At 53.5% G+C, this 24530-nt stretch carries 22 protein-coding genes; 14 read left to right on the forward strand and 8 right to left on the reverse strand.

Annotation, left to right across the window (positions count from 1 at the left end; genetic code table 11):
• Positions 1-94 precede the first annotated feature (94 nt).
• Together metL and metB are read right to left on the reverse strand one after the other, a co-directional pair.
• Entirely contained in the window at positions 95-2527 is a 2433-nt protein-coding gene (metL, locus tag FDX22_RS14525) for a bifunctional aspartate kinase/homoserine dehydrogenase II (RefSeq protein WP_146717399.1), read from the reverse strand.
• Positions 2528-2529: 2 nt separating this feature from the next.
• Positions 2530-3690, reverse strand: a complete 1161-nt coding sequence (metB, locus tag FDX22_RS14530; RefSeq protein WP_096758808.1) for a cystathionine gamma-synthase — start codon at positions 3688-3690, stop codon at positions 2530-2532.
• Positions 3691-3955: 265 nt separating this feature from the next.
• Here metB and metJ point away from each other — a divergent pair, with 265 nt between their 5' ends.
• Positions 3956-4273 carry a met regulon transcriptional regulator MetJ gene (metJ, locus tag FDX22_RS14535; protein WP_003825168.1) on the forward strand — a complete coding sequence of 106 codons (318 nt, stop codon included), beginning with the start codon at positions 3956-3958 and terminating at the stop codon, positions 4271-4273.
• Between the two features lie 120 nt (positions 4274-4393).
• Here metJ and FDX22_RS14540 read toward each other — a convergent pair whose 3' ends face one another.
• The 3 genes from FDX22_RS14540 to rpmE all read right to left on the reverse strand — a co-directional run bounded on the left by FDX22_RS14540 (position 4394) and on the right by rpmE (position 7140).
• Positions 4394-5818, reverse strand: a complete 1425-nt coding sequence (locus FDX22_RS14540; RefSeq protein ID WP_115259755.1) for an MFS transporter — start codon at positions 5816-5818, stop codon at positions 4394-4396.
• A gap of 89 nt (positions 5819-5907) precedes the next feature.
• Positions 5908-6588, reverse strand: coding sequence for an oligogalacturonate-specific porin KdgM family protein (locus tag FDX22_RS14545; RefSeq protein ID WP_096758810.1), 681 nt, complete (start codon positions 6586-6588; stop codon positions 5908-5910).
• A 336-nt stretch (positions 6589-6924) separates the two neighbouring features.
• Positions 6925-7140, reverse strand: coding sequence for a 50S ribosomal protein L31 (gene rpmE, locus FDX22_RS14550; RefSeq protein ID WP_096758811.1), 216 nt, complete (start codon positions 7138-7140; stop codon positions 6925-6927).
• Positions 7141-7472: 332 nt separating this feature from the next.
• Between rpmE and priA the strand changes: the two genes are divergently transcribed.
• The 7 genes from priA (at position 7473) to rraA (ending at position 15451) form a co-directional block, all read left to right on the forward strand.
• Positions 7473-9671, forward strand: a complete 2199-nt coding sequence (priA, locus tag FDX22_RS14555; protein WP_115259756.1) for a primosomal protein N' — start codon at positions 7473-7475, stop codon at positions 9669-9671.
• A gap of 156 nt (positions 9672-9827) precedes the next feature.
• Positions 9828-10853, forward strand: coding sequence for a DNA-binding transcriptional regulator CytR (cytR, locus tag FDX22_RS14560; protein WP_096758813.1), 1026 nt, complete (start codon positions 9828-9830; stop codon positions 10851-10853).
• 93 nt (positions 10854-10946) lie between these two features.
• Positions 10947-11912, forward strand: coding sequence for a cell division protein FtsN (gene ftsN, locus FDX22_RS14565; RefSeq protein WP_115259758.1), 966 nt, complete (start codon positions 10947-10949; stop codon positions 11910-11912).
• 92 nt (positions 11913-12004) lie between these two features.
• On the forward strand, positions 12005-12535 hold the full coding sequence (gene hslV / locus FDX22_RS14570) for an ATP-dependent protease subunit HslV (RefSeq protein WP_003028805.1): 531 nt from the start codon (positions 12005-12007) through the stop codon (positions 12533-12535).
• Positions 12536-12544: 9 nt separating this feature from the next.
• A complete protein-coding gene (gene hslU, locus FDX22_RS14575; protein ID WP_096758815.1) occupies positions 12545-13876 on the forward strand; it encodes an HslU--HslV peptidase ATPase subunit in 1332 nt (443 codons plus the stop codon).
• Positions 13877-13943: 67 nt separating this feature from the next.
• Positions 13944-14873 (forward strand): 1,4-dihydroxy-2-naphthoate polyprenyltransferase, encoded by a 930-nt coding sequence (menA, locus tag FDX22_RS14580; RefSeq protein ID WP_117343660.1) that lies wholly within the window; start codon positions 13944-13946, stop codon positions 14871-14873.
• 92 nt (positions 14874-14965) lie between these two features.
• The gene (gene rraA / locus FDX22_RS14585; protein ID WP_115259760.1) at positions 14966-15451 is read left to right on the forward strand and encodes a ribonuclease E activity regulator RraA; all 486 of its coding nucleotides are present in this window, start codon (positions 14966-14968) and stop codon (positions 15449-15451) included.
• 217 nt (positions 15452-15668) lie between these two features.
• On the opposite strand, the gene zapB is transcribed toward rraA, so the two are convergent.
• Positions 15669-15914: a septal ring assembly protein ZapB gene (gene zapB / locus FDX22_RS14590; protein WP_115259761.1), complete on the reverse strand. Its 246-nt coding sequence runs from the start codon at positions 15912-15914 to the stop codon at positions 15669-15671.
• A gap of 428 nt (positions 15915-16342) precedes the next feature.
• On the opposite strand from zapB, the gene FDX22_RS14595 reads away from it, so the two are divergent.
• The 4 genes from FDX22_RS14595 to fpr all read left to right on the forward strand — a co-directional run bounded on the left by FDX22_RS14595 (position 16343) and on the right by fpr (position 20748).
• Positions 16343-17188 carry an MIP/aquaporin family protein gene (locus tag FDX22_RS14595; protein ID WP_096758820.1) on the forward strand — a complete coding sequence of 282 codons (846 nt, stop codon included), beginning with the start codon at positions 16343-16345 and terminating at the stop codon, positions 17186-17188.
• A gap of 21 nt (positions 17189-17209) precedes the next feature.
• Positions 17210-18718, forward strand: a complete 1509-nt coding sequence (gene glpK / locus FDX22_RS14600) for a glycerol kinase GlpK (RefSeq protein ID WP_096758821.1) — start codon at positions 17210-17212, stop codon at positions 18716-18718.
• Positions 18719-18895: 177 nt separating this feature from the next.
• Positions 18896-19906, forward strand: a complete 1011-nt coding sequence (gene glpX / locus FDX22_RS14605; protein ID WP_096758822.1) for a class II fructose-bisphosphatase — start codon at positions 18896-18898, stop codon at positions 19904-19906.
• 95 nt (positions 19907-20001) lie between these two features.
• Positions 20002-20748, forward strand: a complete 747-nt coding sequence (gene fpr / locus FDX22_RS14610; protein WP_096758823.1) for a ferredoxin--NADP(+) reductase — start codon at positions 20002-20004, stop codon at positions 20746-20748.
• An 86-nt stretch (positions 20749-20834) separates the two neighbouring features.
• Here the strand turns inward: fpr and FDX22_RS14615 are convergent, their stop codons facing one another.
• A complete protein-coding gene (locus tag FDX22_RS14615; RefSeq protein ID WP_096758824.1) occupies positions 20835-21257 on the reverse strand; it encodes a DUF805 domain-containing protein in 423 nt (140 codons plus the stop codon).
• A 225-nt stretch (positions 21258-21482) separates the two neighbouring features.
• Here FDX22_RS14615 and FDX22_RS14620 point away from each other — a divergent pair, with 225 nt between their 5' ends.
• Positions 21483-22082, forward strand: a complete 600-nt coding sequence (locus FDX22_RS14620; protein WP_096758825.1) for a YiiQ family protein — start codon at positions 21483-21485, stop codon at positions 22080-22082.
• 108 nt (positions 22083-22190) lie between these two features.
• Positions 22191-22958 (forward strand): triose-phosphate isomerase, encoded by a 768-nt coding sequence (gene tpiA, locus FDX22_RS14625; RefSeq protein ID WP_096758826.1) that lies wholly within the window; start codon positions 22191-22193, stop codon positions 22956-22958.
• A gap of 41 nt (positions 22959-22999) precedes the next feature.
• Here tpiA and FDX22_RS14630 read toward each other — a convergent pair whose 3' ends face one another.
• The gene (locus FDX22_RS14630) at positions 23000-24472 is read right to left on the reverse strand and encodes a DASS family sodium-coupled anion symporter (protein WP_135912764.1); all 1473 of its coding nucleotides are present in this window, start codon (positions 24470-24472) and stop codon (positions 23000-23002) included.
• Between the last annotated feature and the right edge of the window lie 58 nt (positions 24473-24530).

Here is a 24530-nt window from a genome sequence, read left to right on the forward strand (position 1 = left end):
CGGATGGCGATGCTTGCGCATCTTATCCGGCCTACACAGCATTACCCTTACTACGTAGGCCGGATAAGCGTAGCGCCATCCGGCAACACACACCCTACAGCAACTGCGCCAGACGATTAATATCCGACTGAATCGCCCCGGCGGTCACATCACGACCCGCCCCCGGCCCACGGATCACCAGCGGGTTATCGCGGTACCAGCGGCTTTCGATGGCGAACACGTTATCGCACGGCAGCAGCGCCGCCAGCGGGTGCTCAGGACGGACCGCTTCCACCCCCACACGCGCTTTGCCGTTGGCATCGAAACGTGCCACGTAGCGCAGTACCAGCCCCATTTCACGGGCGGCCTCCAGCCGCTGAACCATCTGCTCATTCAGCTCATCGCCATTTTCAAAGAAATGGTCAATAGAGCCTTCTTCACAGTGCGCAGGTACCAGTGACTCCACGCGAACCTGGTCCGGCTCGATGTCGTAGCCCGCTTCACGCGCCAGGATCACCAGCTTGCGCATCACATCTTTACCAGAAAGGTCAACGCGCGGGTCTGGCTCGGTCAGCCCCTGCTGCCACGCCTGATCCACCAGATCGGTAAACGGAACAGAACCGTCAAATTGCAGGAACAGCCACGACAGCGTGCCGGAGAAGATCCCACTGATCGACAAAATGGTGTCTCCGCTGTCAATCAGATCCCGTACGGTATGATTGATCGGCAATCCGGCACCGACAGTGGCGTTATACAGCCAGTGACGACCGGTTTTCTCAAAGGCGTCGTGGATTTGGCGATACTTATTACTCGTGCTTGCGCCAGCCAATTTATTGGCGCTAATCACGTGAAAACCGTGGCTGGCGAAATCCAGATACTGATCCGCCAGTTGTTCACTGGCGGTGACGTCCAGCACGACTAAATCGTCATACGGGTGCGCGCGCATCCACAGGAACAAGGATTCTTCATCCTGCTCTACCGCTTCATCATCAAAGAAGGCTAACGCGCGGCTGGCGTCCAGTCCTTCGTAATTCAGCAGGCTACGGCGGCTATCCACCACGCCTGCCAGCACGAATTCAAAACCGGTACGCGCAGACAGCGTGCTCTGCTCACGAGCAAACAGCTCCAGCCAGCGAGAACCGATATTCCCCTTGCCAAACAGCACCAGGCCGATGCGTTTTTCAGCGCGGAAAATTGACTGGTGCAGACCCTGGATCAGGCTTTCGGTCGGGCCAGTACGCAGCACGGCAACCAGGCTGATACCCTCTTCTGACTGCCAGGTAAACTCAACCGGCTGGCCCTTCAGTTGTTGCCAGAAACGGTGGCAGTGCAGCGGGTTACGCGTCACCCCAGCACCCACCATCGCCACCAACGCCAGGCCTTGACGCAAACGCAGCTCGCCCGGCAGGCCTGCTTCATCAAGAATTTTCAGCGCGCCGTCAGCGACTTCAGAGGTGTAGCAAAATTGCAGCAGTTGGCGATCAGGATGCACACCCACCGCCAGCGGACGCACCTGTGCACGTTTTAAAATCTGGTCGATATCTTTGTAAGCCAGCTTAAAGTCCTGACCTGTGGGCACCTGGAACTCAATCAGGCAAACGTCGTCATGGCTGGTGACAATACGCGCCCCGGTACCGGAAGCCAGCACGCGTTCAATGCGCGTCGATCCTTGCTCCGGCGTATAGCTACAGCGCAACTGGAGATCAATATCGCTGCCGGAAACCGGCTGTAAGGTACGGGCATGGAGAACCGGTGCCGCCAGACGCGCCAGTTCGCTGGCTTCATCAAGGCGCAGCAACGGCAGCAAACACGCATCTTTTACTTTGCGCGGATCCGCGCTGTACACCCCGGCGACATCGCTCCAGATAGTCACGCGGGAAACACCCGCCAGTGCGCCAACCTGGGTCGCGGAGTAGTCAGAACCGTTACGCCCCAACAGCACCGTTTCGCCCGCATTACTGCGGCTGATAAATCCGGTCACCACCAGGCGTTTCCCCGGATGCTGCGCCAACAGCTGTTGCAGTAAGGGATACGAAAGGCCTTCATCCACCTGCGGTTGAGCGCCGCGTTCCGCGCGCAAAAACTCGCGCGCATCCAGCCAGGCAGATTCCAGACCCTGCTGGTTAAGTACGGCAGACATCAGACGCGCTGACCACACTTCACCATGCCCGACTACTTCAGCGTAGACCGTATCGTTGATGCCGCCGTCGAGTAAACCGGCCAGGCGCTCCAGATCGTGAATAAACTCACCAATCAGCCCATCGGCCACGTCTGGTGGTAACAGACCGCTAATAAGCTCGCTCTGATAGCGGCGTAACGCCTGCTGAACCTGATGCGCAGAAAGGCGATCGGTCTGGCTTAACTTCAGCCAGCTAATCAACTGGTTAGTGGTACTGCCCGCCGCGGAAACAACCATCATGTCGTCAGGCTGAGAGTACTCAGCCATAATGCCTGCGACACGTAAATAACATTTCACGTCAGCCAGACTACTACCACCAAATTTGTGCAGTTGACGACCCTTCGCCCCTGCCTGCGCAATCACACTCATGTTTACCCCTTGTTTGCAGCCCGGAAGCCATTTTCCAGGTCGGCAATTAAATCTTCGCCATCTTCAATACCGGTGGAGATACGCAGCAGCGTCTCAGAAATGCCGGCAGCAGCACGTGCTTCTGGTGCCATCCCCGCGTGGGTCATGGTCGCGGCATGGGAGATCAGGCTTTCGACGCCCCCCAGTGATTCTGCCAGCGTAAACAATGATAACCCGCCAAGGAAGTCGCGCAGCGTTTGCTCATCACCATCCAGTTCAAAACTCAACATCGCGCCAAAGCCTTTTTGCTGACGCGCGGCAATTTCATGCCCCTGATTATCCGGCAGTGACGGGTGATACAGTTTTTTCACCAGCGGCTGGGTTTGCAAATAGTCGACAATCGCCTGGGCGTTGCGTTGTGCCACCTCCATACGAGGTGACAGCGTACGCAGGCCGCGCAACAGCAGATAACTATCAAATGCGCCGCCGGTGACGCCAATATTATTCGCCCACCATGCCAGCTCAGTGACCAGTTCTGGATCTTTTGCAATCACCACGCCAGCCACGACATCTGAGTGACCATTTAAATATTTCGTGCATGAATGCAACACCAGATCGGCGCCCAATGCCAGTGGATTTTGCAGTGCCGGGCTTAAAAACGTGTTATCAACGACGCTTACCGCGCCAGCCTCACGCGCCAACTGGCAGATTTTCGCAATATCGACCACGCGTAACAGCGGATTACTTGGGCTTTCTACCAGCACCAACGTCGGTTTCTCCGCCAACGCGGCCTTCAGCGCGGCTTCATTGCCTTGATCGACAAACAGCACGCGATAACACCCACGCTTCGCCAGACTGTCAAACAGGCGATAGCTGCCGCCGTAACAGTCGTGCGGCGCCACTAGCAGGTCGCCCGGCTTCAGGAACACCGTAGTTACCAGATGAATTGCCGACATCCCGGTACTGGTCAGCACCGCGCCCGCACCGCCTTCCAGCTCCGCCAGCGCACGCTGGACAACATCACGCGTCGGGTTACCGCGACGTGAATAGTCATGGGCCCGAGGCTCGTTGAATCCGGTAAAATTATAGGTGCTTGAAAGGTGAATCGGCGGGACAACGCAACCGTACTGCTCGTCGTCATTTAATCCGCTACGCACTGCGATGGTGGCCTGTTTACGCGTCATATTGAGGAGTTCCTGGCTGAGCCGGTGAATAGTCAGACCCCAGAGTAATCATTGTTACAATAGCCGTCAATACATCTGGACATCTAAACTTCTTTGCGTATAGATTGAGCAAATTCAAAATAGCCGTTAAAATTATATGCATTAGCGTACATCTGCGTCGGCTAACTTCGTGTCAGGGCCGCGCCACTACGATAAACTACGCACAGTTATGGTCCGGGCTCAGGTTCTGGCCTCAAATTTAATGACAAAGAGGATTAAGTATCTCATGGCTGAATGGAGCGGCGAATATATCAGCCCATACGCTGAGCACGGTAAGAAGAGTGAGCAAGTCAAAAAGATTACGGTTTCCATTCCTCTGAAGGTGTTAAAGATCCTTACCGATGAACGCACGCGTCGTCAGGTGAACAACCTGCGCCACGCCACCAACAGCGAACTGCTGTGTGAAGCGTTTCTGCATGCCTTTACCGGACAACCGTTACCCAACGATGACGATCTGCGCAAAGAGCGCAGTGATGAAATCCCGGAAGAAGCCAAGGTAATTATGCGTGAACTGGGGATCAACCCGGAGACGTGGGAGTACTAACTAGTTAAAACGGCGGCTGACGTTGCAAAAGATGAGAAGACGCGGGACTGCTCCCGCCTCTTCTCGTCCTGTTTATCCTAACGCATAACGCGCGATACAGAGCCTCATACCTTCACGACGTTACTTACTAATACCATTGAGCTTGTTCAATGTTTCTTCCATTTTGAGCGTTTCTTTACGGTTCAACGGATAGAAATAAATCAGCACGACCGCCGCCAAAAACAAGCATAAAGCCGGCAAGAGATTCGCCATCGTATAAATATTTTCCTGCACAATGCTGGTTTGCACCGCACCGCCCGTTGATGACGATTGATAACCAATGATCGCCAGCATAAAACCGCCAATGGCCCCTGCGCACGCCTGACCCACCTTGCGGGCAAAGAAGTTCACACCATAAACGGTACCATCCTCACGATCGCCGGTGACATACTGGTGGTAGTCGCAAACATCGGTCATGAATGCCCAAATCATCAGGTTGAATAACCCCGCCCCCAGCGTCGCCAGGAACAGGAAAACCAAATAGACTTTCGCGTCGGTGATATGGGTGAAGTACATGATCACGTACATGACCACCGAAAAGAGCAGCGCACCTACGCTGGCTTCTTTCTTACCAAATCGCTTAGTGAGCCAGGATGCCGAGGGCGCCAGCAAAATCAAGGAACCAAAGGTAAACAGTAACGCGACAGACATCGCCTCTTTATTGTGGAAATAGTCATTAAACAGGTAGGTCATATTGGTGCCGGAAAGCCCCTGATTAATCACGATCAGCAGATCCACAACAACTAAAACAATCAATGCTTTATTGCGTATCAACCCTTTCAGAAGCACCGACACGGGCATGCTATCTTTTCTTTCCACCCGCACGCGTTCCGTCGTTAAATGGCAGGTCAGCGTTAAAAAGATAAAGCCCAGTATTGCGCAACCAATGGCGATCCAGAAGAAGTGCTGCCCGGAAATCACCTGGCTTCCGTCCACCAGAGTGGTGTACATCAGGATAGGAATAAAAAAGCCGGTTGCCCCGCCGCCGATTGCGGACCCAACGCTGCGGTAGGTTGAAAGCGATACGCGATCTTCCGGGTTAGAGCTAATCGCCGCAGACATGGCACCATAAGGAATACTCACAGTCGATAGCAGTGAGCCGTAAATGAAATAGGAGATGCAGATGTAGATAATTTTCGCCGTATAAGAAAAGTCTTGTACAAACGGCAGAAACAGGACGACCGCAATGATACAGAATGGATACTTCATGCGGCGTACCCAAGGGTTAAAACGCCCGTACGCCGTCAGTTTAGACGTATCACATAAGCGCCCTACGCCAACATCGACAAACGCATCAAAGAGTTTGGTCACAAAATAAAGTGAGCCAACAATAACGCCAGAAACACCGAGTACGTTGGTGTAATAAATCATTAAAAAGCTATTCACTAACCCAAGAATAAAACAGGTTCCCAGGTCACCACATAAATAACCAATTTTATCTCTGAATCCGAAAGGTCTGACGGCAATACTGCTATTGCTTCTAATCATAGTTCCATCATTGGACATGATGTCAACTCCTTAGATACACTATTCACGCAAATTATGCTTATATCCCGATACTCAGCGTAATAAACCGATGAGAAGAGTATTAGCGATCAGAAGTTATAACCGAGACCGACACGATAACGGGTCTGACGATCGTCTGTCGTTGTTGTGTTATAACCTGATGAAACATTACCGATTTCAACAAAAGGAACCCAGGAACCTATGTTATAAGCAACCCGGAAGTTATACTCATAATCTTCGCTTTTGTTGTTATATAAATCTTCACTATCGGCAATTTTATAAATGCCGTTCAGTTCAAACATCCAGTTATTGATGTTATAACCAACCCAGGCTTCAGGGCGATAAACCATACGGTCATCTTTACCCTCCGTGTTTCTACGCATGTACTCTTGACGATAGCGGAACGCGGTCCACCAGTTGTCATTGATGTTATACTGCACGCGAATATAAGGCTTATAAATCGTGATGTTATCGCCAGTCTCGATTGCAATACCCGGCTGCCAGGTAAGCCCCTGCGAAGTAAATTGATAGCTTGCTGTATACTCGTTGCCGTTACTTTCCATATTGTTCCACGCATCATTCGATTGCGAGTCATCGGAACGTGAGATAGCTTCGACTGCCACACCAAAACCGGTAGCAAAACGGTGAGACATATAAACACGGTCATAGTTACGGCCATCGTCATAATATTCATGGCGGTAATCAACATAACCTGCGTGTGCAGCTGCAGAGAATAATGGAATAAGTAATAATGCGGAGTTTAATTTCATAAACGTCCCTTCCCATAAACAATTAAGGAATGAATCCATATGATCTCCCTAAAAAGGATAATCAAATTGGATCTATGAATAATTTTAGATTTCCCAAAAATTGTATTTAAGCTGGAGGGACAAAACCTTTTAAATTTTGCCAAAAACTCAAATCAGTGGCAAAGACGTAAAGATAAAAACGATAAAGATCACCAATAGAAACATTCTACCGATAAAATAAAAACACCGTTTTATTTATGCATTTGTTTTACATTCACCGCAAGCATACATATTTCAGCACTGATTCACAGGTACAAAAAAAGCGCCTTACGGCGCTTTTTTCCGACAGCAAAAAACTTATTTGCTGGTACCCGGTACGCTGAAACGCTTGTTGAAGCGGTCAACACGGCCACCGGTAGCAACATCACGCTGTTTGCCAGTATAGAACGGGTGGCATTTACCGCACACGTCGAGGTTCAGATCGTGACCAACGGTAGAGCGGATTTTCATGACGTTACCGCAAGAGCAGTTTGCAGTAATTTCTTCGTATTTCGGATGAATATCTTTTTTCATGGGGAGAACCTCAGTTAAGGCCGCGTCGCTCTTCCAGCCCTAACGCCAGACACCACGCGATGTTAATTATTCCCCGTCACCTTTCACACTGCTGATGCGTTGCCTGCGTTCACTCACTCTGGTCACATAGTTCACTATGCTCCCAGAGATTCGCTCGCTTGCCGCCTTCCAGCTGCGCGAAACTCTCGGGTAATGGTCAGTATTTGACGCAATCAATTTGCATCAAAGGCGGCGAATCATACAGAAATTAGCCTGCTCATGCAAACTGATCCGCATTCCGCTCCTCACTAATGTGTATACTAACCCGCCAGAATTCAAGTCAGGATGATTCAATGCCCGTTGCTCACGTTGCCTTACCCGTCCCGCTACCCCGCACCTTTGACTACCTCTTACCGGAAGGTATGAGCGCCAAAGCCGGGTGTCGCGTGCGTGTACCCTTTGGCAAACAGCAAGAACGCATTGGCATTGTCCTGTCAGTTAGCGAGAACAGCGAACTGCCGCGGAGCGAACTAAAAGCGGTCATTGAGGTGCTGGACAGCGAACCGGTCTATTCGACCTCCGTCTGGCGCTTACTGCTGTGGGCCGCAGATTATTACCATCATCCCATTGGTGACGTGCTGTTTCACGCCCTGCCGATGCTACTGCGCCAGGGGCGTCCCGCCACCAACACGCCAATGTGGTACTGGTTTGCCACCGAAGAAGGCCATGCCACTGACCTGAACAACCTGAAACGCTCACCGAAGCAGCAGCAGGCGCTGGCAGCACTGCGACAGGGAAAAATCTGGCGGGATCAGGTGGCCGACCTCGAATTTAATGATGCGGCATTGCAGGCGCTACGCAAAAAAGGTCTGTGCTCCCTGGCAAGCGAAACGCCTGGATTCAGTGACTGGCGCACGCACTACGCCGTCTCTGGCGAGCGTTTAAGGCTGAATACCGAACAAGCCACCGCCGTTGGAGCTATTCACAGCGCATCGGACAGCTTTAGCGCCTGGCTACTCGCCGGCGTCACAGGCTCTGGCAAAACGGAAGTCTATTTAAGCGTACTGGAAAACGTCCTCGCTCAGGGCAAGCAGGCGCTGGTGATGGTGCCGGAAATAGGCCTGACGCCGCAAACCATCGCCCGCTTTCGTGAACGCTTCAATGCTCCGGTCGAAGTCCTGCACTCTGGTTTAAATGACAGCGAACGTCTTTCTGCATGGCTGAAAGCAAAAAACGGTGAAGCAGCAATTGTCATCGGTACCCGCTCATCGCTGTTCACCCCGTTTAAAAACCTCGGCGTAATTGTCATCGACGAAGAACATGACAGCTCCTATAAACAGCAGGAAGGCTGGCGCTATCACGCCCGCGACCTGGCGGTTTACCGTGCGCACAGCGAGCAGATCCCGATTATCCTCGGCTCAGCCACACCGGCGCTGGAAACGCTGTGCAACGTACGACAAAAAAAATATCGCATGTTGCGCCTGACGCGTCGCGCCGGAAATGCCCGTCCTGCGACGCAGCACGTGCTGGATCTGAAAGGTCAGCAGGTACAGGCCGGACTGGCCCCGGCGCTGATCGCCCGCATGCGTCAGCATCTGCAGGCTGATAACCAGGTTATCTTGTTTCTTAATCGCCGGGGTTTTGCCCCTGCGTTGTTGTGCCACGACTGCGGCTGGATTGCTGAATGTCCACGCTGCGATCACTACTACACGCTGCATCAGGCGCAGCATCATCTGCGCTGCCACCACTGCGACAGCCAGCGCCCGATACCGCGTCAGTGCCCCTCCTGCGGCTCTACGCATATGGTACCGGTTGGACTCGGCACCGAGCAGCTCGAACAGGCCTTAGCGCCGTTCTTTCCCGGCGTGCCGATTTCACGTATCGATCGCGATACCACCAGCCGTAAAGGGGCGCTTGAGCAGCATCTGGCGGAGGTCCATCGCGGCGGAGCACGCATTCTTATCGGGACGCAAATGTTGGCGAAAGGCCACCACTTCCCGGACGTCACGCTGGTGGCGCTGCTGGATGTGGATGGGGCATTATTCTCTGCTGACTTCCGCTCCGCAGAGCGCTTTGCCCAGCTCTATACCCAGGTATCCGGGCGCGCAGGACGTGCAGGGAAACAGGGCGAAGTGGTATTGCAGACGCATCACCCTGAACATCCGTTGCTGCAAACCTTATTGCATAAAGGCTATGACGCCTTTGCCGAGCAGGCACTGGCCGAGCGACAAACGTTGCAGCTCCCACCGTGGACCAGCCACGTGATCGTGCGGGCTGAAGATCACAACAACCAGCAGGCACCGCTGTTTTTACAACAGTTACGTAATCTGATTCAGGCCAGCCCGCTGGCCGACGATAAGCTGTGGGTATTGGGCCCGGTTCCCGCGCTGGCGCCCAAACGTGGCGGTCGCTATCGCTGGCAAATTTTGTTGCAACATCCGTCACGCATTCGACTGCAGCATATCGTCAGCGGCACGCTGGCGTTGATCAATACCCTGCCCGAAGCACGCAAGGTCAAATGGGTGCTGGATGTCGATCCCATTGAGGGATAAGCCCTCATGATGCGAGGCGGATCGTAAAATTAAATATCCATCACACTTTTTATGAAAATTCTGTAACTGCTTCGATTCACTATCTGATAAAAATGTTTCAGATGAAGGTTACCCAGGGACAGAGCTGCACCAGCAGCGCCCTGGCGAGGAGAAAGAGTGAAACCGAACAAGCAGGTCACTGCCGCAACGATGAAAGATGTTGCCCTGAAGGCGAAGGTCTCCACGGCAACCGTTTCCCGTGCATTGATGAATCCAGACAAAGTCTCTCAGTCAACCCGTAACAAGGTTGAGCAGGCCGCTCTGGAAGTAGGATATTTACCGCAGTCAATGGGCCGCAACGTTAAGCGTAATGAATCACGTACCATCCTGGTCATCGTCCCGGATATTTGCGATCCCTTTTTCAGCGAAGTCATTCGCGGCATTGAAGTCACCGCCGCCGAGCAGGGTTATCTGGTGCTGATCGGCGATTGCGCGCATCAGAACCAGCAGGAAAAGACCTTTCTTAACCTCATTATTACCAAGCAAATTGACGGCATGGTGCTGCTCAGCTCACGCCTGCCATTTGATGCCAGCGTAGAAGAACAGCGCAATTTACCACCGATGGTGATGTCCAATGAGTTCGCGCCTGAGCTGGAACTGCCCACCGTTCACATTGATAACCTCACCGCCGCCTTTAACGCGATGAACTATCTGCTGGAGTTGGGGCACAAACGCATCGGCTGTATCGCCGGACCAGAAGATATGCCACTGTGCCACTATCGCCTGCAAGGTTACGTTCAGGCGTTACGTCGCAGTGGGATTACCGTCGATCCGCATTTTATTGCGCGCGGCGATTTTACCTACGAAGCGGGGGCTAACGCGCTAAAACAACTGCTTGAACAGCCTCAACCACCGACAGCCGTCTTTTGCCACAGCGACGTCATGGCGCTGGGCGCACTTTCCTACGCCAAACGCCAGGGACTGAAAGTGCCTGACGACCTGTCGATTATTGGCTTTGATAACATTTCACTGACGGAATATTGTGATCCACCGCTGACAACCGTCGCACAGCCGCGTTTCGATATCGGACGTGAGGCTATGCTGTTACTGCTCGATCAACTCCAGGGGCAAAATGTCAGCAGCGGGTCACGTTTACTGGACTGTGAACTCATTATTCGGGGCACCACCCGGGCACTGACGTAAAGTAAAGTGCTTTCGGACTCCCCTGTCTGGTCAAAGGCCCGCCGCTTAAGTAACATGGCGGGCTGACGAACGAATAAATACAGCGAAACGATAGTGGCACAACGAGATTATGTACGTCGCGGCCAACCGGCACCTTCGCGGCGCAAAAAGAGCACCTCACGGAATAAGCAACGCAATACGCCTGCGGTTTCACCCGCGATGGTCGCTATTGCAGCAGCCGTACTCGTGACCTTTATCGGTGGTCTGTACTTCATTACGCATCACAAGAAAGAAGAGTCCGAGACGCTGCAAAACCAGAAAGTTACCGGCAATGGCATTCCGCCGAAGCCGGAAGAACGCTGGCGATACATCAAAGAACTTGAAAGCCGTCAACCAGGCGTGCGTGCACCAACCGAACCCTCTGCGGGCGGTGAAGTGCTGAATGCCGATCAGCTGACCAATGAGCAGCGCCAGTTGCTGGCGCAAATGCAGGCTGATATGCGTCAGCAGCCTACTCAGCTCAACGAAGTTCCGTGGAATGAGCAAACGCCTGCGCAGCGCCAGCAAACGCTGCAGCGTCAGCGTCAGGTGCAGCAACAGCAATGGAGCAACGCGCAGCAGCAGGCTCAGCAGCCACGCCCTCGGGCAACGGAGCAGCCTCAGCAGCAGCAAACACGTACCGCACAAGCCGCGCCGGTGCAGCAGCCTCGTCAAACGCAGCCCAAACCTGCGGCCCAACAGCCATACCAGGATCTGCTGCAGACGCCTGCACATACCGCTGCCGCTCAGCCGAAGACGCAGCCAGCAGCACCGATTACCGAAGTGCCGAAGCAGACTGCTGAGAAAAAAGATGAGCGCCGCTGGATGGTGCAGTGTGGGTCGTTTAAAGGGGCTGAACAGGCAGAAACCGTGCGTGCACAGCTGGCTTTTGAGGGCTTTAACTCCCGTATTACCACCAACAACGGCTGGAATCGCGTGGTTATTGGCCCACTCAAAGGCAAAGAAAACGCTGACAACACCATCAGCCGTTTGAAAGTAGCGGGTCACACAAACTGTATTCGACTGTCTGCCGGGGGTTGAAACCCCCAAAATCCCCCCCATCTATACTTGCATTACGCCCCGTACATCTGTGCGGGGCCTGAATTCCGTATTTGTAACCAAGGGGTCTGCTCGTGACAACAATAGTAAGCGTACGCCGTAACGGCCATGTGGTAATCGCCGGTGATGGTCAGGCCACACTGGGTAACACCGTAATGAAAGGCAACGTGAAAAAAGTCCGCCGTCTGTACAACGACAAAGTCATCGCGGGCTTTGCGGGCGGCACTGCGGATGCATTCACGCTGTTTGAACTATTTGAACGCAAACTTGAAATGCATCAGGGTCACCTGGTGAAAGCTGCCGTTGAGCTGGCGAAGGACTGGCGTACCGACCGTATGCTGCGCAAACTCGAAGCGCTGCTGGCTGTTGCCGATGAGACTGCATCACTCATCATTACCGGTAATGGCGATGTCATTCAGCCAGAAAACGATCTGATTGCCATCGGCTCCGGCGGTCCCTACGCCCAGGCTGCGGCACGTGCTCTGCTTGAAAACACCGAGCTTGGCGCCCGCGAGATTGCTGAGAAAGCGTTGGATATTGCAGGGGATATCTGCATTTATACCAACCACTTCCATACCATCGAAGAATTGAACTCCAAAGCGTAAGGATCCCCCATGTCTGAAATGACCCCACGCGAAATTGTCAGCGAACTGAACAAACACATCATCGGCCAGGATAACGCCAAGCGTTCCGTGGCGATTGCTCTGCGTAACCGCTGGCGCCGCATGCAGCTCGACGAAGAGCTGCGCCATGAAGTTACGCCAAAAAACATTCTGATGATTGGCCCAACCGGCGTCGGTAAAACCGAAATCGCCCGTCGTCTGGCAAAACTAGCCAACGCACCGTTCATCAAAGTTGAAGCCACGAAATTCACCGAAGTCGGCTATGTGGGTAAGGAAGTTGACTCCATCATCCGCGATCTGACCGATGCTGCCATTAAAATGGTCCGCGTCCAGGCGATCGAGAAAAACCGCTTCCGCGCCGAAGAAATGGCGGAAGAACGTATTCTCGACGTACTGATCCCACCAGCTAAAAATAACTGGGGACAGTCTGAACAGCCTCAGGAACCTTCCGCTGCACGTCAGGCATTCCGTAAAAAACTGCGTGAAGGCCAACTGGACGACAAAGAGATTGAAATTGATCTCGCCGCTGCGCCGATGGGCGTAGAAATTATGGCACCTCCTGGCATGGAAGAGATGACCAGCCAGCTGCAGTCTATGTTCCAGAACCTGGGCGGCCAGAAACAAAAACCGCGTAAGCTGAAAATCAAAGAAGCCATGAAGCTGTTGATTGAAGAAGAAGCGGCGAAGCTAGTAAACCCGGAAGAACTGAAGCAAGACGCTATCGACGCCGTTGAGCAGCACGGGATCGTGTTTATCGACGAAATCGACAAAATCTGTAAGCGCGGTGAATCCTCCGGTCCGGACGTGTCCCGTGAAGGCGTGCAGCGCGACCTGCTGCCGCTGGTCGAAGGCTGCACCGTCTCGACCAAGCACGGCATGGTGAAAACAGATCACATTCTGTTTATCGCTTCCGGCGCGTTCCAGGTGGCGAAACCGTCCGACCTGATCCCGGAACTGCAGGGTCGTCTGCCAATTCGTGTAGAATTGCAGGCACTGACCACCAGCGATTTCGAGCGTATCCTGACTGAGCCTAACGCCTCCATCACCGTCCAGTACAAAGCACTGATGGCAACTGAGGGCGTTAATATTGAGTTCACGGAAGATGGCATTAAGCGCATTGCTCAGGCCGCCTGGCAGGTCAACGAAACCACCGAGAACATCGGTGCCCGTCGTCTGCACACCGTGCTTGAGCGTCTGATGGAAGATATTTCCTATGATGCGAGCGATTTAAACGGCCAAAGCATCACAATTGATGCCGAATATGTGAGCAAACATCTGGATGCGCTGGTCGCAGATGAAGATCTGAGCCGTTTTATCCTATAATCGCGTTCAATGCATTTTCATCACTGTTGATGGGGCTGATAAAGCCCCATTTTTATTGGCGCTAAATATGACTGAACAACAACAAATTAGCCGCTCACAAGCCTGGCTGGAAAGTTTACGACCTAAGACCTTACCGCTCGCCTTCGCGGCGATCATCGTCGGTACGGCATTAGCATGGTGGCAAGGGTATTTCGATCCGCTGGTGGCTTTGCTGGCATTGATAACGGCGGGGCTGCTGCAAATCCTGTCCAATCTCGCAAACGACTATGGCGATGCTGTCAAAGGCAGCGACAAGCCTGACCGCATTGGACCGCTGCGTGGCATGCAAAAAGGGGTGATCACCCAACAGCAGATGAAGCGCGCATTAATGGTCACCGTGGCCTTAATTTGCCTGTCCGGCCTGGCACTAGTGGCGGTGGCCTGCCACACGATGGCTGATTTTGTCGGCTTCCTGGTGCTCGGTGGCTTGTCGATTATCGCGGCGATCACCTATACCGTCGGCAATCGCCCCTATGGCTACATCGGCCTCGGTGATATTTCCGTGCTGGTTTTCTTCGGCTGGCTGAGCGTGATGGGCAGTTGGTATTTGCAGGCCCATACGCTGATCCCCGCGCTGATCCTGCCAGCCACCGCCTGCGGTCTGCTGGCTACCGCGGTGCTCAACGTCAATAACCTGCGTGATATCAACAGCGACAGGGAGAACGGTAAAAACACGCTGGTGGTGCGTCTGGGGGCCGTGAATGCACGTCGTTACCATGCCTGCCTGCTGATGGGGACGCTGGTTTGCCTGGCGCTGTTTAATCTGTTTTCGCTGCAAAGTCTGTGGGGATGGCTGTTCATCCTCGCCGCTCCGCTGCTGATTAAGCAGGCGCGATACGTAATGCGTGAAATGGATCCGGCAGCAATGCGTCCGATGCTGGAACGCACCGTAAAAGCGGCACTGTTAACTAACCTGCTGTTTGTGGTTGGAATTTTCCTAAGCCAGTGGTCTGTTTAACTGACAAATATCAATTAACAATTGATGATTTTGCCAACAGTACACATAGCGCGATATACTAAAAATTCTCGCAGCAACTGAACGTTGAGCCTATGAAATACGATACATCCGAGCTTTGTGACATCTACCAGGAAGATGTCAACGTCGTGGAACCACTGTTCTCTAACTTTGGGGGACGGTCGTCGTTTGGCGGACAAATCACCACGGTAAAATGTTTCGAGGACAACGGGTTGCTGTACGATCTGCTCGAACAAAATGGCCGTGGTCGCATTCTGCTGGTCGATGGCGGCGGCTCTGTCCGTCGTGCGCTGGTTGATGCCGAACTGGCGCGGCTGGCCGTACAGAATGAATGGGAAGGTCTGGTCATCTACGGTTCAGTACGCCAGGTAGACGATCTGGAAGAACTGGACATCGGTATCCAGGCAATTGCCGCTATTCCGGTGGGTGCCGCAGGTGAAGGCATTGGAGAAAGCGATGTGCGCGTCAACTTCGGTGGCGTGACGTTCTTCTCCGGCGACCACCTGTACGCCGACAATACCGGGATGATCCTCTCCGAAGACCCGCTCGATATCGAGTAATCGAAAAAGGCACCTTACGGTGCCTTTTTTATGCGTTATCGCCGATCGCCGGATGGCGGCTTGCGCCTTATCCGGCCTACACGCAGAGCCAATTACGCGAGAGATTTCGTGTTGTAGCAAGGCGGCAAACGAAGATATCCCCAGGAGCGTAGTAAACTACGTGACTGGGGTAGCTGAGCACAGCCAACGCTGCTACGGCGCGAAAGATAAAGCGTAATTAGACTTCTTCCATACGCCCCAGGAGAGCATGCAGACGATCCTGCCAGCCGCTCTGCTGTTCTTTCAGGCTGTTGTTCTCACGCTCCAGCTCTTCACGCTGCTGCTGTGCAGACTGAACTTCCTGCGACAGTGAGTTGTTTTTTTCTTTCAGCTCTTCGATTTCCATCTGCAACAGCGTGATGGTATCAATCGCCTGCTGTACTTTTGCTTCCAGTTTCTCAAACACTTCTAATGACATCGTCATACCTCTCCTGAATTGCAAGGCGTTGATGGATAAAAATCCTCGTCCCGATAACGGTGACGCCTTAATAAAAACGCGCGTTCTCTACTTAGCACCGATTGTATGAAGCCGCGCCATCCCTGTCCAGCAGCATCCCGCGTAGATTGCGGTTTGCAACACTTTTAATCCTTGTCCTGGCGACAAACACCCTATAGCTCAAAAGTGTTAACATATTGGTTAATGAAATGATTCAGCTCACACTAGTTATGTATTACAAATACCTCGTTATGGCGCGAAAACGCTCATTTTGTTGATGCAGCACACACATTTTAATTTCGATATTTCTCGTTTTTGCTCGTTAACGATAAATTAACAGTGTGCCTACCGGGCTCCGGGGATGTCAGTGACCTTCTCGCACACAATAAACATTAATCTCTCTTCAGGATCCGATTATGAGTCAAACATCAACCTTGAAAGGCCAGTGCATTGCTGAATTCCTCGGTACCGGGTTGTTGATTTTCTTCGGTGTGGGCTGTGTTGCTGCACTCAAAGTCGCTGGGGCGACTTTTGGGCAGTGGGAAATCAGTATCATCTGGGGTCTGGGGGTAGCGATGGCTATCTATCTGACGGCAGGCGTTTCTGGTGCACACCTGAATCCGGCGGTCACAATCGCACTTTGGCTGTTTGCCTGCTTTGATAAGCGTAAAGTCGTACCTTTTATCATTTCACAAATTGCCGGCGCCTTTTGCGCAGCGGCTTTGGTTTACGGGCTTTATTACAATCTTTTCATCGATTTCGAACAAACCAACCATATCGTGCGCGGTAGCGCTGAAAGCCTCAATCTGGCAGGGACATTCTCAACATATCCAAACCCGCATATCAATTTTGTGCAGGCCTTCGCAGTTGAAATGGTCATTACCGCTATTCTGATGGGGCTGATTTTGGCACTGACCGACGATGGTAACGGTGTGCCACGTGGTCCACTGGCGCCGCTGCTGATCGGTTTATTGATCGCAGTTATTGGTGCCTCCATGGGACCACTGACCGGTTTTGCAATGAACCCGGCACGTGACTTCGGACCGAAACTCTTCGCCTGGATGGCTGGATGGGGTGAGATTGCCTTCACGGGCGGTCGCGATATTCCTTACTTCCTGGTACCGGTGTTTGGCCCGATTACCGGCGCGATTTTGGGCGCATGGGCATATCGCAAACTGATTGGTCGCCATTTGCCGTGCGATGTCTGCGCGATTGAAGAGAAAGACGTCGCGGCCAACACTCAACAAAAAGCTTCGCAGTAATGTGACTACGGGACAAAAATCATGACTGAAAAAAAATATATCGTTGCGCTCGACCAGGGCACTACCAGCTCCCGCGCGGTCGTAATGGACCACGATGCAAATATTGTTAGCGTTTCACAACGCGAATTCGAGCAAATCTACCCGAAAGCCGGTTGGGTAGAACACGACCCGATGGAAATTTGGGCGACTCAAAGCTCTACGCTGGTAGAAGTGCTGGCGAAAGCCGATATCAGTTCCGACGAAATTGCCGCGATCGGGATTACCAACCAGCGCGAAACCACCATCGTCTGGGAGCGTGAAACCGGTAAACCTATCTATAACGCCATTGTCTGGCAGTGTCGTCGTACCGCGGATATTTGCGAGAAACTTAAGCGCGACGGCATGGAAGACTATGTCCGTAACAACACCGGGCTGGTCATTGACCCGTACTTCTCTGGCACCAAAGTGAAGTGGATCCTCGACCACGTAGAGGGCTCGCGTGAGCGCGCTCGTCGCGGCGAACTGTTGTTTGGTACCGTGGACACCTGGCTTATCTGGAAAATGACTCAGGGGCGCGTACACGTAACGGATTACACCAACGCCTCACGTACCATGCTGTTCAACATCCATACCCTGGACTGGGACGACAAAATGCTGGACGCGCTGGACGTCCCGCGAGCCATGCTGCCGGAAGTGCGTCGTTCTTCTGAAGTCTACGGTCAGACCAACATTGGCGGTAAAGGCGGCACGCGTATTCCTATCTCGGGTATCGCGGGTGACCAGCAGGCCGCACTGTTCGGTCAGCTGTGCGTGAAAGAAGGGATGGCGAAAAACACCTACGGCACCGGCTGCTTCATGCTGATGAATACCGGCGAGAAAGCCGTGAAGTCTGAAAACGGGCTGCTGACCACCATCGCCTGCGGTCCGACCGGGGAAGTAAACTATGCGCTGGAAGGCGCGGTGTTTATGGCCGGCGCATCCATTCAGTGGCTGCGTGATGAAATGAAACTCATCAGCGATGCGTTCGACTCCGAATACTTCGCCACCAAAGTGAAGGACACCAACGGTGTGTACGTCGTTCCGGCATTCACCGGTCTGGGTGCGCCATACTGGGACCCGTATGCGCGTGGTGCCATCTTTGGCCTGACCCGTGGCGTTAACTCCAACCACATTATCCGTGCAACGCTTGAGTCTATCGCTTATCAGACCCGTGACGTGCTGGAAGCAATGCAGGCCGACTCCGGTATTCGTCTGCACGCGCTGCGTGTCGACGGTGGCGCGGTCGCCAACAACTTTCTGATGCAGTTCCAGTCCGACATTCTTGGCACCCGCGTTGAGCGCCCGGAAGTACGTGAAGTGACTGCACTGGGTGCCGCATACCTGGCAGGTCTGGCCGTTGGCTTCTGGCAAAACCTGGATGAACTGCAGGAAAAAGCGGTCATCGAGCGTGAATTCCGCCCAGGCATCGAAACCACCGAACGTAACTTCCGTTACAGCGGCTGGAAAAAAGCGGTTAAACGCGCCCTGGCGTGGGAAGACCACGAAGAGTAACCCGTCATTGCCGGATGGCACGGCCTACTGATACGAATCTGACGTAGGCCGGATAAGACGCGTTAGCGTCGCCATCCGGCAATATCTTCGTGCGGGGCAATCCCGCACACACATCAATAATCCCGCCCTCTCCCCTGTGCTACACTTCGCGCCATTCCTTTCTGCTACGAGTTTGCAATGAGACGAGAACTTGCCATTGAATTTTCACGCGTAACCGAAGCGGCGGCACTGGCTGGCTATAAATGGCTGGGACGCGGCGATAAAAATACCGCCGACGGCGCAGCGGTGCACGCCATGCGTATTATGCTCAACCAGGTCAATATTGACGGCACCATCGTGATTGGCGAAGGTGAAATTGATGAAGCGCCGATGCTGTTTATCGGTGAGAAAGTCGGTACCGGTCACGGCGATGCCGTAGACATTGCGGTCGACCCTATCGAAGGTACGCGCATGACGGCAATGGGCCAGGCGAATGCGCTGGCGGTCCTCGCAGTTGGTGACAAAGGCTGTTTCCTCAACGCGCCAGATATGTACATGGAGAAGTTGATTGTCGGCCCTGGCGCCAAAGGGGCTATCGACCTGAACCTGCCGCTGGAAACAAACCTACGTAATGTCGCCGCCGCACTCAACAAGCCGCTCGGCGATCTGACCGTGACGATTCTGGCCAAACCTCGCCACGATGAGGTGATCGCAGAGATGGCGAAGCTTGGCGTTCGCGTGTTCGCCATTCCCGATGGCGACGTCGCAGCCTCCATTCTGACCTGTATGCCAGACAGCGAAGTTGACGTGCTGTACGGCATTGGCGGCGCACCGGAAGGTGTCGTTTCTGCCGCCGTCATCCGCGCGCTGGACGGCGACATGCAGGGTCGTTTGCTGGCACGTCATGACGTCAAAGGCGACAGCGAAGAAAACCGCCGTATCGGCGAACAGGAACTGGCCCGCTGCCAGGCGATGGGCATTGAAGCCGGTAAAGCGCTGCGTCTGGACGAAATGGCACGTAGCGATAACGTTATCTTCTCCGCCACCGGGATCACCAAAGGTGATCTGTTGGATGGAATCAGCCGTAAAGGCAATATCGCCACCACCGAAACGCTGCTGATCCGCGGCAAGTCGCGCACGATCCGTCGTATTCAATCCATCCACTACCTTGATCGCAAAGATCCTGATGTGCAGGCGCATATCCTGTAACAAATTTGTTTGATTGAGCCTTCCAGTCCTTCGGGGCTGGAAATCTTTCGTGCAACGAACGAAGATAAGGCAATCAAAGCAGACAGGAGGACACCATGGCAGATTGGGTAACAGGCAAAGTCACTAAGGTACAGAACTGGACCGACGCCCTGTTTAGTTTGACCGTGCGCGCGCCGGTTCTCCCCTTCACTGCGGGTCAGTTCACCAAGCTTGGTCTGGAGATCGACGGCGAACGCGTCCAGCGCGCCTATTCCTACGTGAATGCACCAGACAACCCCGATTTAGAGTTTTATCTGGTGACAGTGCCTGACGGGAAGCTGAGTCCACGTCTGGCCGCGCTAAAACCTGGCGATGACGTACAGGTGGTCAGTGAAGCCGCGGGGTTCTTTGTGCTGGATGAAGTCCCCGATTGCGATACGCTGTGGATGCTGGCAACCGGCACGGCGATCGGCCCGTACTTATCCATTCTGCAACTGGGCAAAGATGTCGATCGCTTTAAAAATCTGGTGCTGGTCCATGCTGCCCGTTATGCCGCCGATTTAAGCTACCTGCCGCTGATGCAGGCGCTGGAAAAGCGTTACGAAGGGAAATTACGTATTCAGACCGTCGTCAGCCGTGAAACAGCTGCAGGTTCGCTTACTGGCCGCGTTCCCGCACTGATTGAAAGCGGTGAGCTGGAAAAAGCAGTCGGTCTGCCGATGGATACCGCCACCAGCCATGTGATGCTCTGTGGGAACCCACAGATGGTACGCGATACCCAGCAGTTGCTGAAAGATACCCGGCAGATGACCAAACACCTGCGTCGCCGACCGGGCCATATGACCGCTGAGCATTACTGGTAAGGGTGTTTGCCTGAAGTCACTTTTGCCGGATGGTAGCTTCGCCTTATCCGGCCTACGGGTGACACTTTCGCCATCTGGCATTGTATTCACGCTTTGTACTTCACGTCCTGCGTATCCTTACCAAACTTATTCTCGCCCTGGGTGCCAACAAACGCGCCCAGGTCAATCAGCATACCGACCAGAATCAACGTGGGGACAAAGCGTCCGACGACCCACGGCAAGACGCTGGGTAACATCGTCCAGTTTCCTGCCAGCAGCATCCACGCCAGAATCATCAATAGCGCCCATGCGCCAGAGCGTCCCCGGTCATGCAGGCGTTTTACCGTCACCGCCGCTGTCGGCCATAACAAGCACACCAGGCAAAAAGCCGCTGTCTGAATATCGAGAAGTTTTTTACTCGCCAGCGAGAACAGAACCAGCATACCGACAATCCAGAGGCCGACCCAAATCCAGAAATCACGGCGTCCAATACGCCCTTTAATTGAGAATAACCACTGCTGTATGGTCATGTAAGTTCCTTTATTATTACCTTCAAGAACAGCTTACCCTTTTGACAAGCCCGACGGTTTTGCTCTATGGATTTCGAGTGGTGGGAAGGCGGCAAGTGAATGAGTCCCGATGAGCTTACTCAAGTAAGTGATTCGGGTGAATGAACGCAGCTAACGCACCTGCCACTTGAAAGACGACGAGTATATCGTTTTAATCGTGGTCAGTCATAATGAAAGGTACGATTGATGAAGCAAGGATTTACTCTGTTTTTATTATTGTTTTCAGCCCTGTCCGCAAGCCCTGTGGCTCGGGCGGAAGCGCCCTCGACGGCAACCACTGCCCCCTATCTGCTGGCGGGTGCGCCGACGTTTGATCTGTCGATCAGCCAATTTCGTGAAAACTTTAATACGCAGAATCCGAAGCTTGCATTAAATGAATTCCGCGCCATCGACAGCAGCCGCGATAAGGCAAATCTCACCCGAGCAGCCAGTAAAATCAATGAAAACCTGTATGCGTCATCAGCCCTTGAGCGCGGGACGTTGAAAATTAAAAGCATGCAGATCACCTGGCTGCCGATCCAGGGGCCGGAACAAAAGGCCGCCAAAGCCAAAGCGCTGGAGTACATGAGTGCCGTCATCCGCACCGTAGCCCCCTTATTGACCAAAGAACAAAGTCAGAAAAAACTGCAAAAATTGCTCACCGCAGGCAAAAGTAAGCATTACTACGCAGAAACCGAGGGTGCAATTCGCTATGTCGTGGCAGATAACGGCGAAAAAGGGCTGACCTTCGCTGTTGAACCGATTAAGCTGGCGCTATCTGAAAATCTCGAAGGGTCGAATAAATGACAAAAAGCAAAGCCTTCATGATGATCAATCTCTATACTGTTTCACAGACCATGCTGCCCTGACGGGTGGCCATCTTCCTTAATTCGCTGACAAGCGTGGAGAAATGAAATGCGACATCCTTTAGTGATGGGTAACTGGAAACTGAACGGCAGCCGCCACATGGTAAACGAGCTGGTTGCTAACCTGCGTAAAGAACTGGCTGGCGTTGCTGGCTGTGCAGTAGCAATCGCTCCACCGGAAATGTATATCGACCTGGCGAACCACGCCGCTGCCGGTAGCCACATCATCCTGGGCGCGCAGAACGTTGACCTGAACCTGTCTGGCGCATTCACCGGTGAAACCAGCGCTGAAATGCTGAAAGATATCGGCGCGAAATACATCATTATCGGTCACTCTGAGCGTCGTACTTACCACAAAGAGTCTGACGAACTGATCGCTAAAAAATTCGCCGTGCTGAAAGAGCAGGGTCTGACGCCGGTTCTGTGCATCGGTGAAACCGAAGCAGAAAACGAAGCGGGCAAAACTGAAGAAGTGTGCGCACGTCAGATCGACGCAGTACTGAAGACTCAGGGCGCAGAAGCATTCGAAGGCGTGGTTATCGCTTACGAACCTGTATGGGCTATCGGTACCGGCAAATCTGCAACTCCGGCACAGGCTCAGGCTGTTCACAAATTCATCCGTGACCATATTGCTAAAGCTGACGCAAAAATCGCTGAACAAGTTATCATCCAGTACGGCGGTTCCGTAAACGCAGCTAACGCGGCAGAATTGTTCGCGCAGCCGGACATCGACGGCGCGCTGGTGGGTGGTGCTTCTCTGAAAGCCGACGCCTTCGCCGTGATCGTTAAGGCAGCTGAAGCCGCTAAACAGGCTTAAGTTGTTGTAAGGGGGGCATTGCCCCCCTTGTCATCTCCGCGTTACCAATATCCCAGCCAGTGCCACCAGAAGGCACCCGTTACCCCCCAGATAGTCAGGTTGGCCACACTCATCACCAGCCCTGTTTTCCACCACTCAGCCAGCGTAACGTAACCCGAGCCAAAAATGATGGGCGCAGTACCTGTGCCGTAGTGCGTGAGCGACATCATCAACGAGGATGAGAATCCCAGCATCAGGCCAAGCAGCGCCGGAGGCGCACCGAGACCTAATCCCGCCGCGAAGAACGCCGCGAACATCGCCGTAATATGCGCGGTAGTGCTGGCAAAAAAGTAGTGCGAATAGACGTAAAGCAGAACCAGCAGCAGTGTGGCGATACTCCAGTGAACGCCGAGATGATCGATGGCACTTCCGACGCTGGTCGCCAGCCAACCGACCAGGCCCAGTTTGCTCAGGAAGTCCGCCATCATTACCAGCGCAGCAAACCAGACTATCGTATCCCATGCCCCACGGCATTTGAGAATATCATCCCAGCTGAGTACCCCGGTCACTAACAAAATTGATAAGCCGATTAACGCCGCGCTGGTGGGGTTGACGGTCCAGGCACTGCCCATGATCATCGCAGGAACACCCGCCCACAGGCAGAGCAGCAAAACGAAAACCGCGAGGGTGATTTTCTCTGCCAGCGCAAGCGGGCCAAGCGCATCGAGCTTTTGCCGGGCGAACTGCGGCGCGTTCGGCGTGCGGGTAATGGCCGGCGGGTAGAGCCACCAGATAATAATGGGCATCACGATCAGTGAGATGACCGCAGGCAGAAGCGCAGCGATGGCCCACATTCCCCAGGTCATATTCAGTACCCCATCCGTCCCTTTGGTCAAAAAGCTGACAATCAATGGGTTAGGCGCGGTCGCAGTAATAAACATCGCCGAGGTGATCGGGTTAATGTTGTAGTTCACCAGCGCCAGATAGCGGCCGGTAGAACCGTTTTCCTTATCTCCTGGCTGAGACCCGAGGCTTTCGGCAATCGCCCGCATGACCGGGTGAATAATCCCACCACCGCGCGCGGTATTGCTTGGGGTTACAGGGGCTATCAGCGTTTCCGCCAGGGTTAACGCCCAGGCAATACCCAGCGTCCGTTTGCCAAACAGGGCAATAAATCCATAGCCAATGCGCGCGCCCAGCCCCGTTTTCAACAGGCTTTGCGACAGCATGATGGAGATACCGATCAACCAGATCAGTTGGTTAGAGAAACCGCTCAGCGCATCACTCAGCGCCGCAGTCGGTTTACCAGGGTGAGTGACGCCGGTCATTGCCACCAGCATAATCGCTACAATCGCGATAGCGCCAATAGGCATGGCTTTGCCAATGATGGCCGCGATAGTGCCAATAAACAACGCCAGCAGATGCCACGCTTCGGGGGTAACGTCAGGAGGGCAAGGGATAACAAACCAGATAGTCAGGGTAATCACGATCGAGATAATGGCAGGCCAACAGCGTATAGGGGTCAATCTGTCCATGAGTCAATCCTTGAGTTTCCAGCACGCAAGTATGCACATCGATATTACCCGGTATCGA

The sequence above is a fragment of the Citrobacter sp. TBCS-14 genome, from assembly GCF_005280805.1.
Taxonomy (GTDB): Bacteria; Pseudomonadota; Gammaproteobacteria; order Enterobacterales; family Enterobacteriaceae; genus Citrobacter; species Citrobacter gillenii.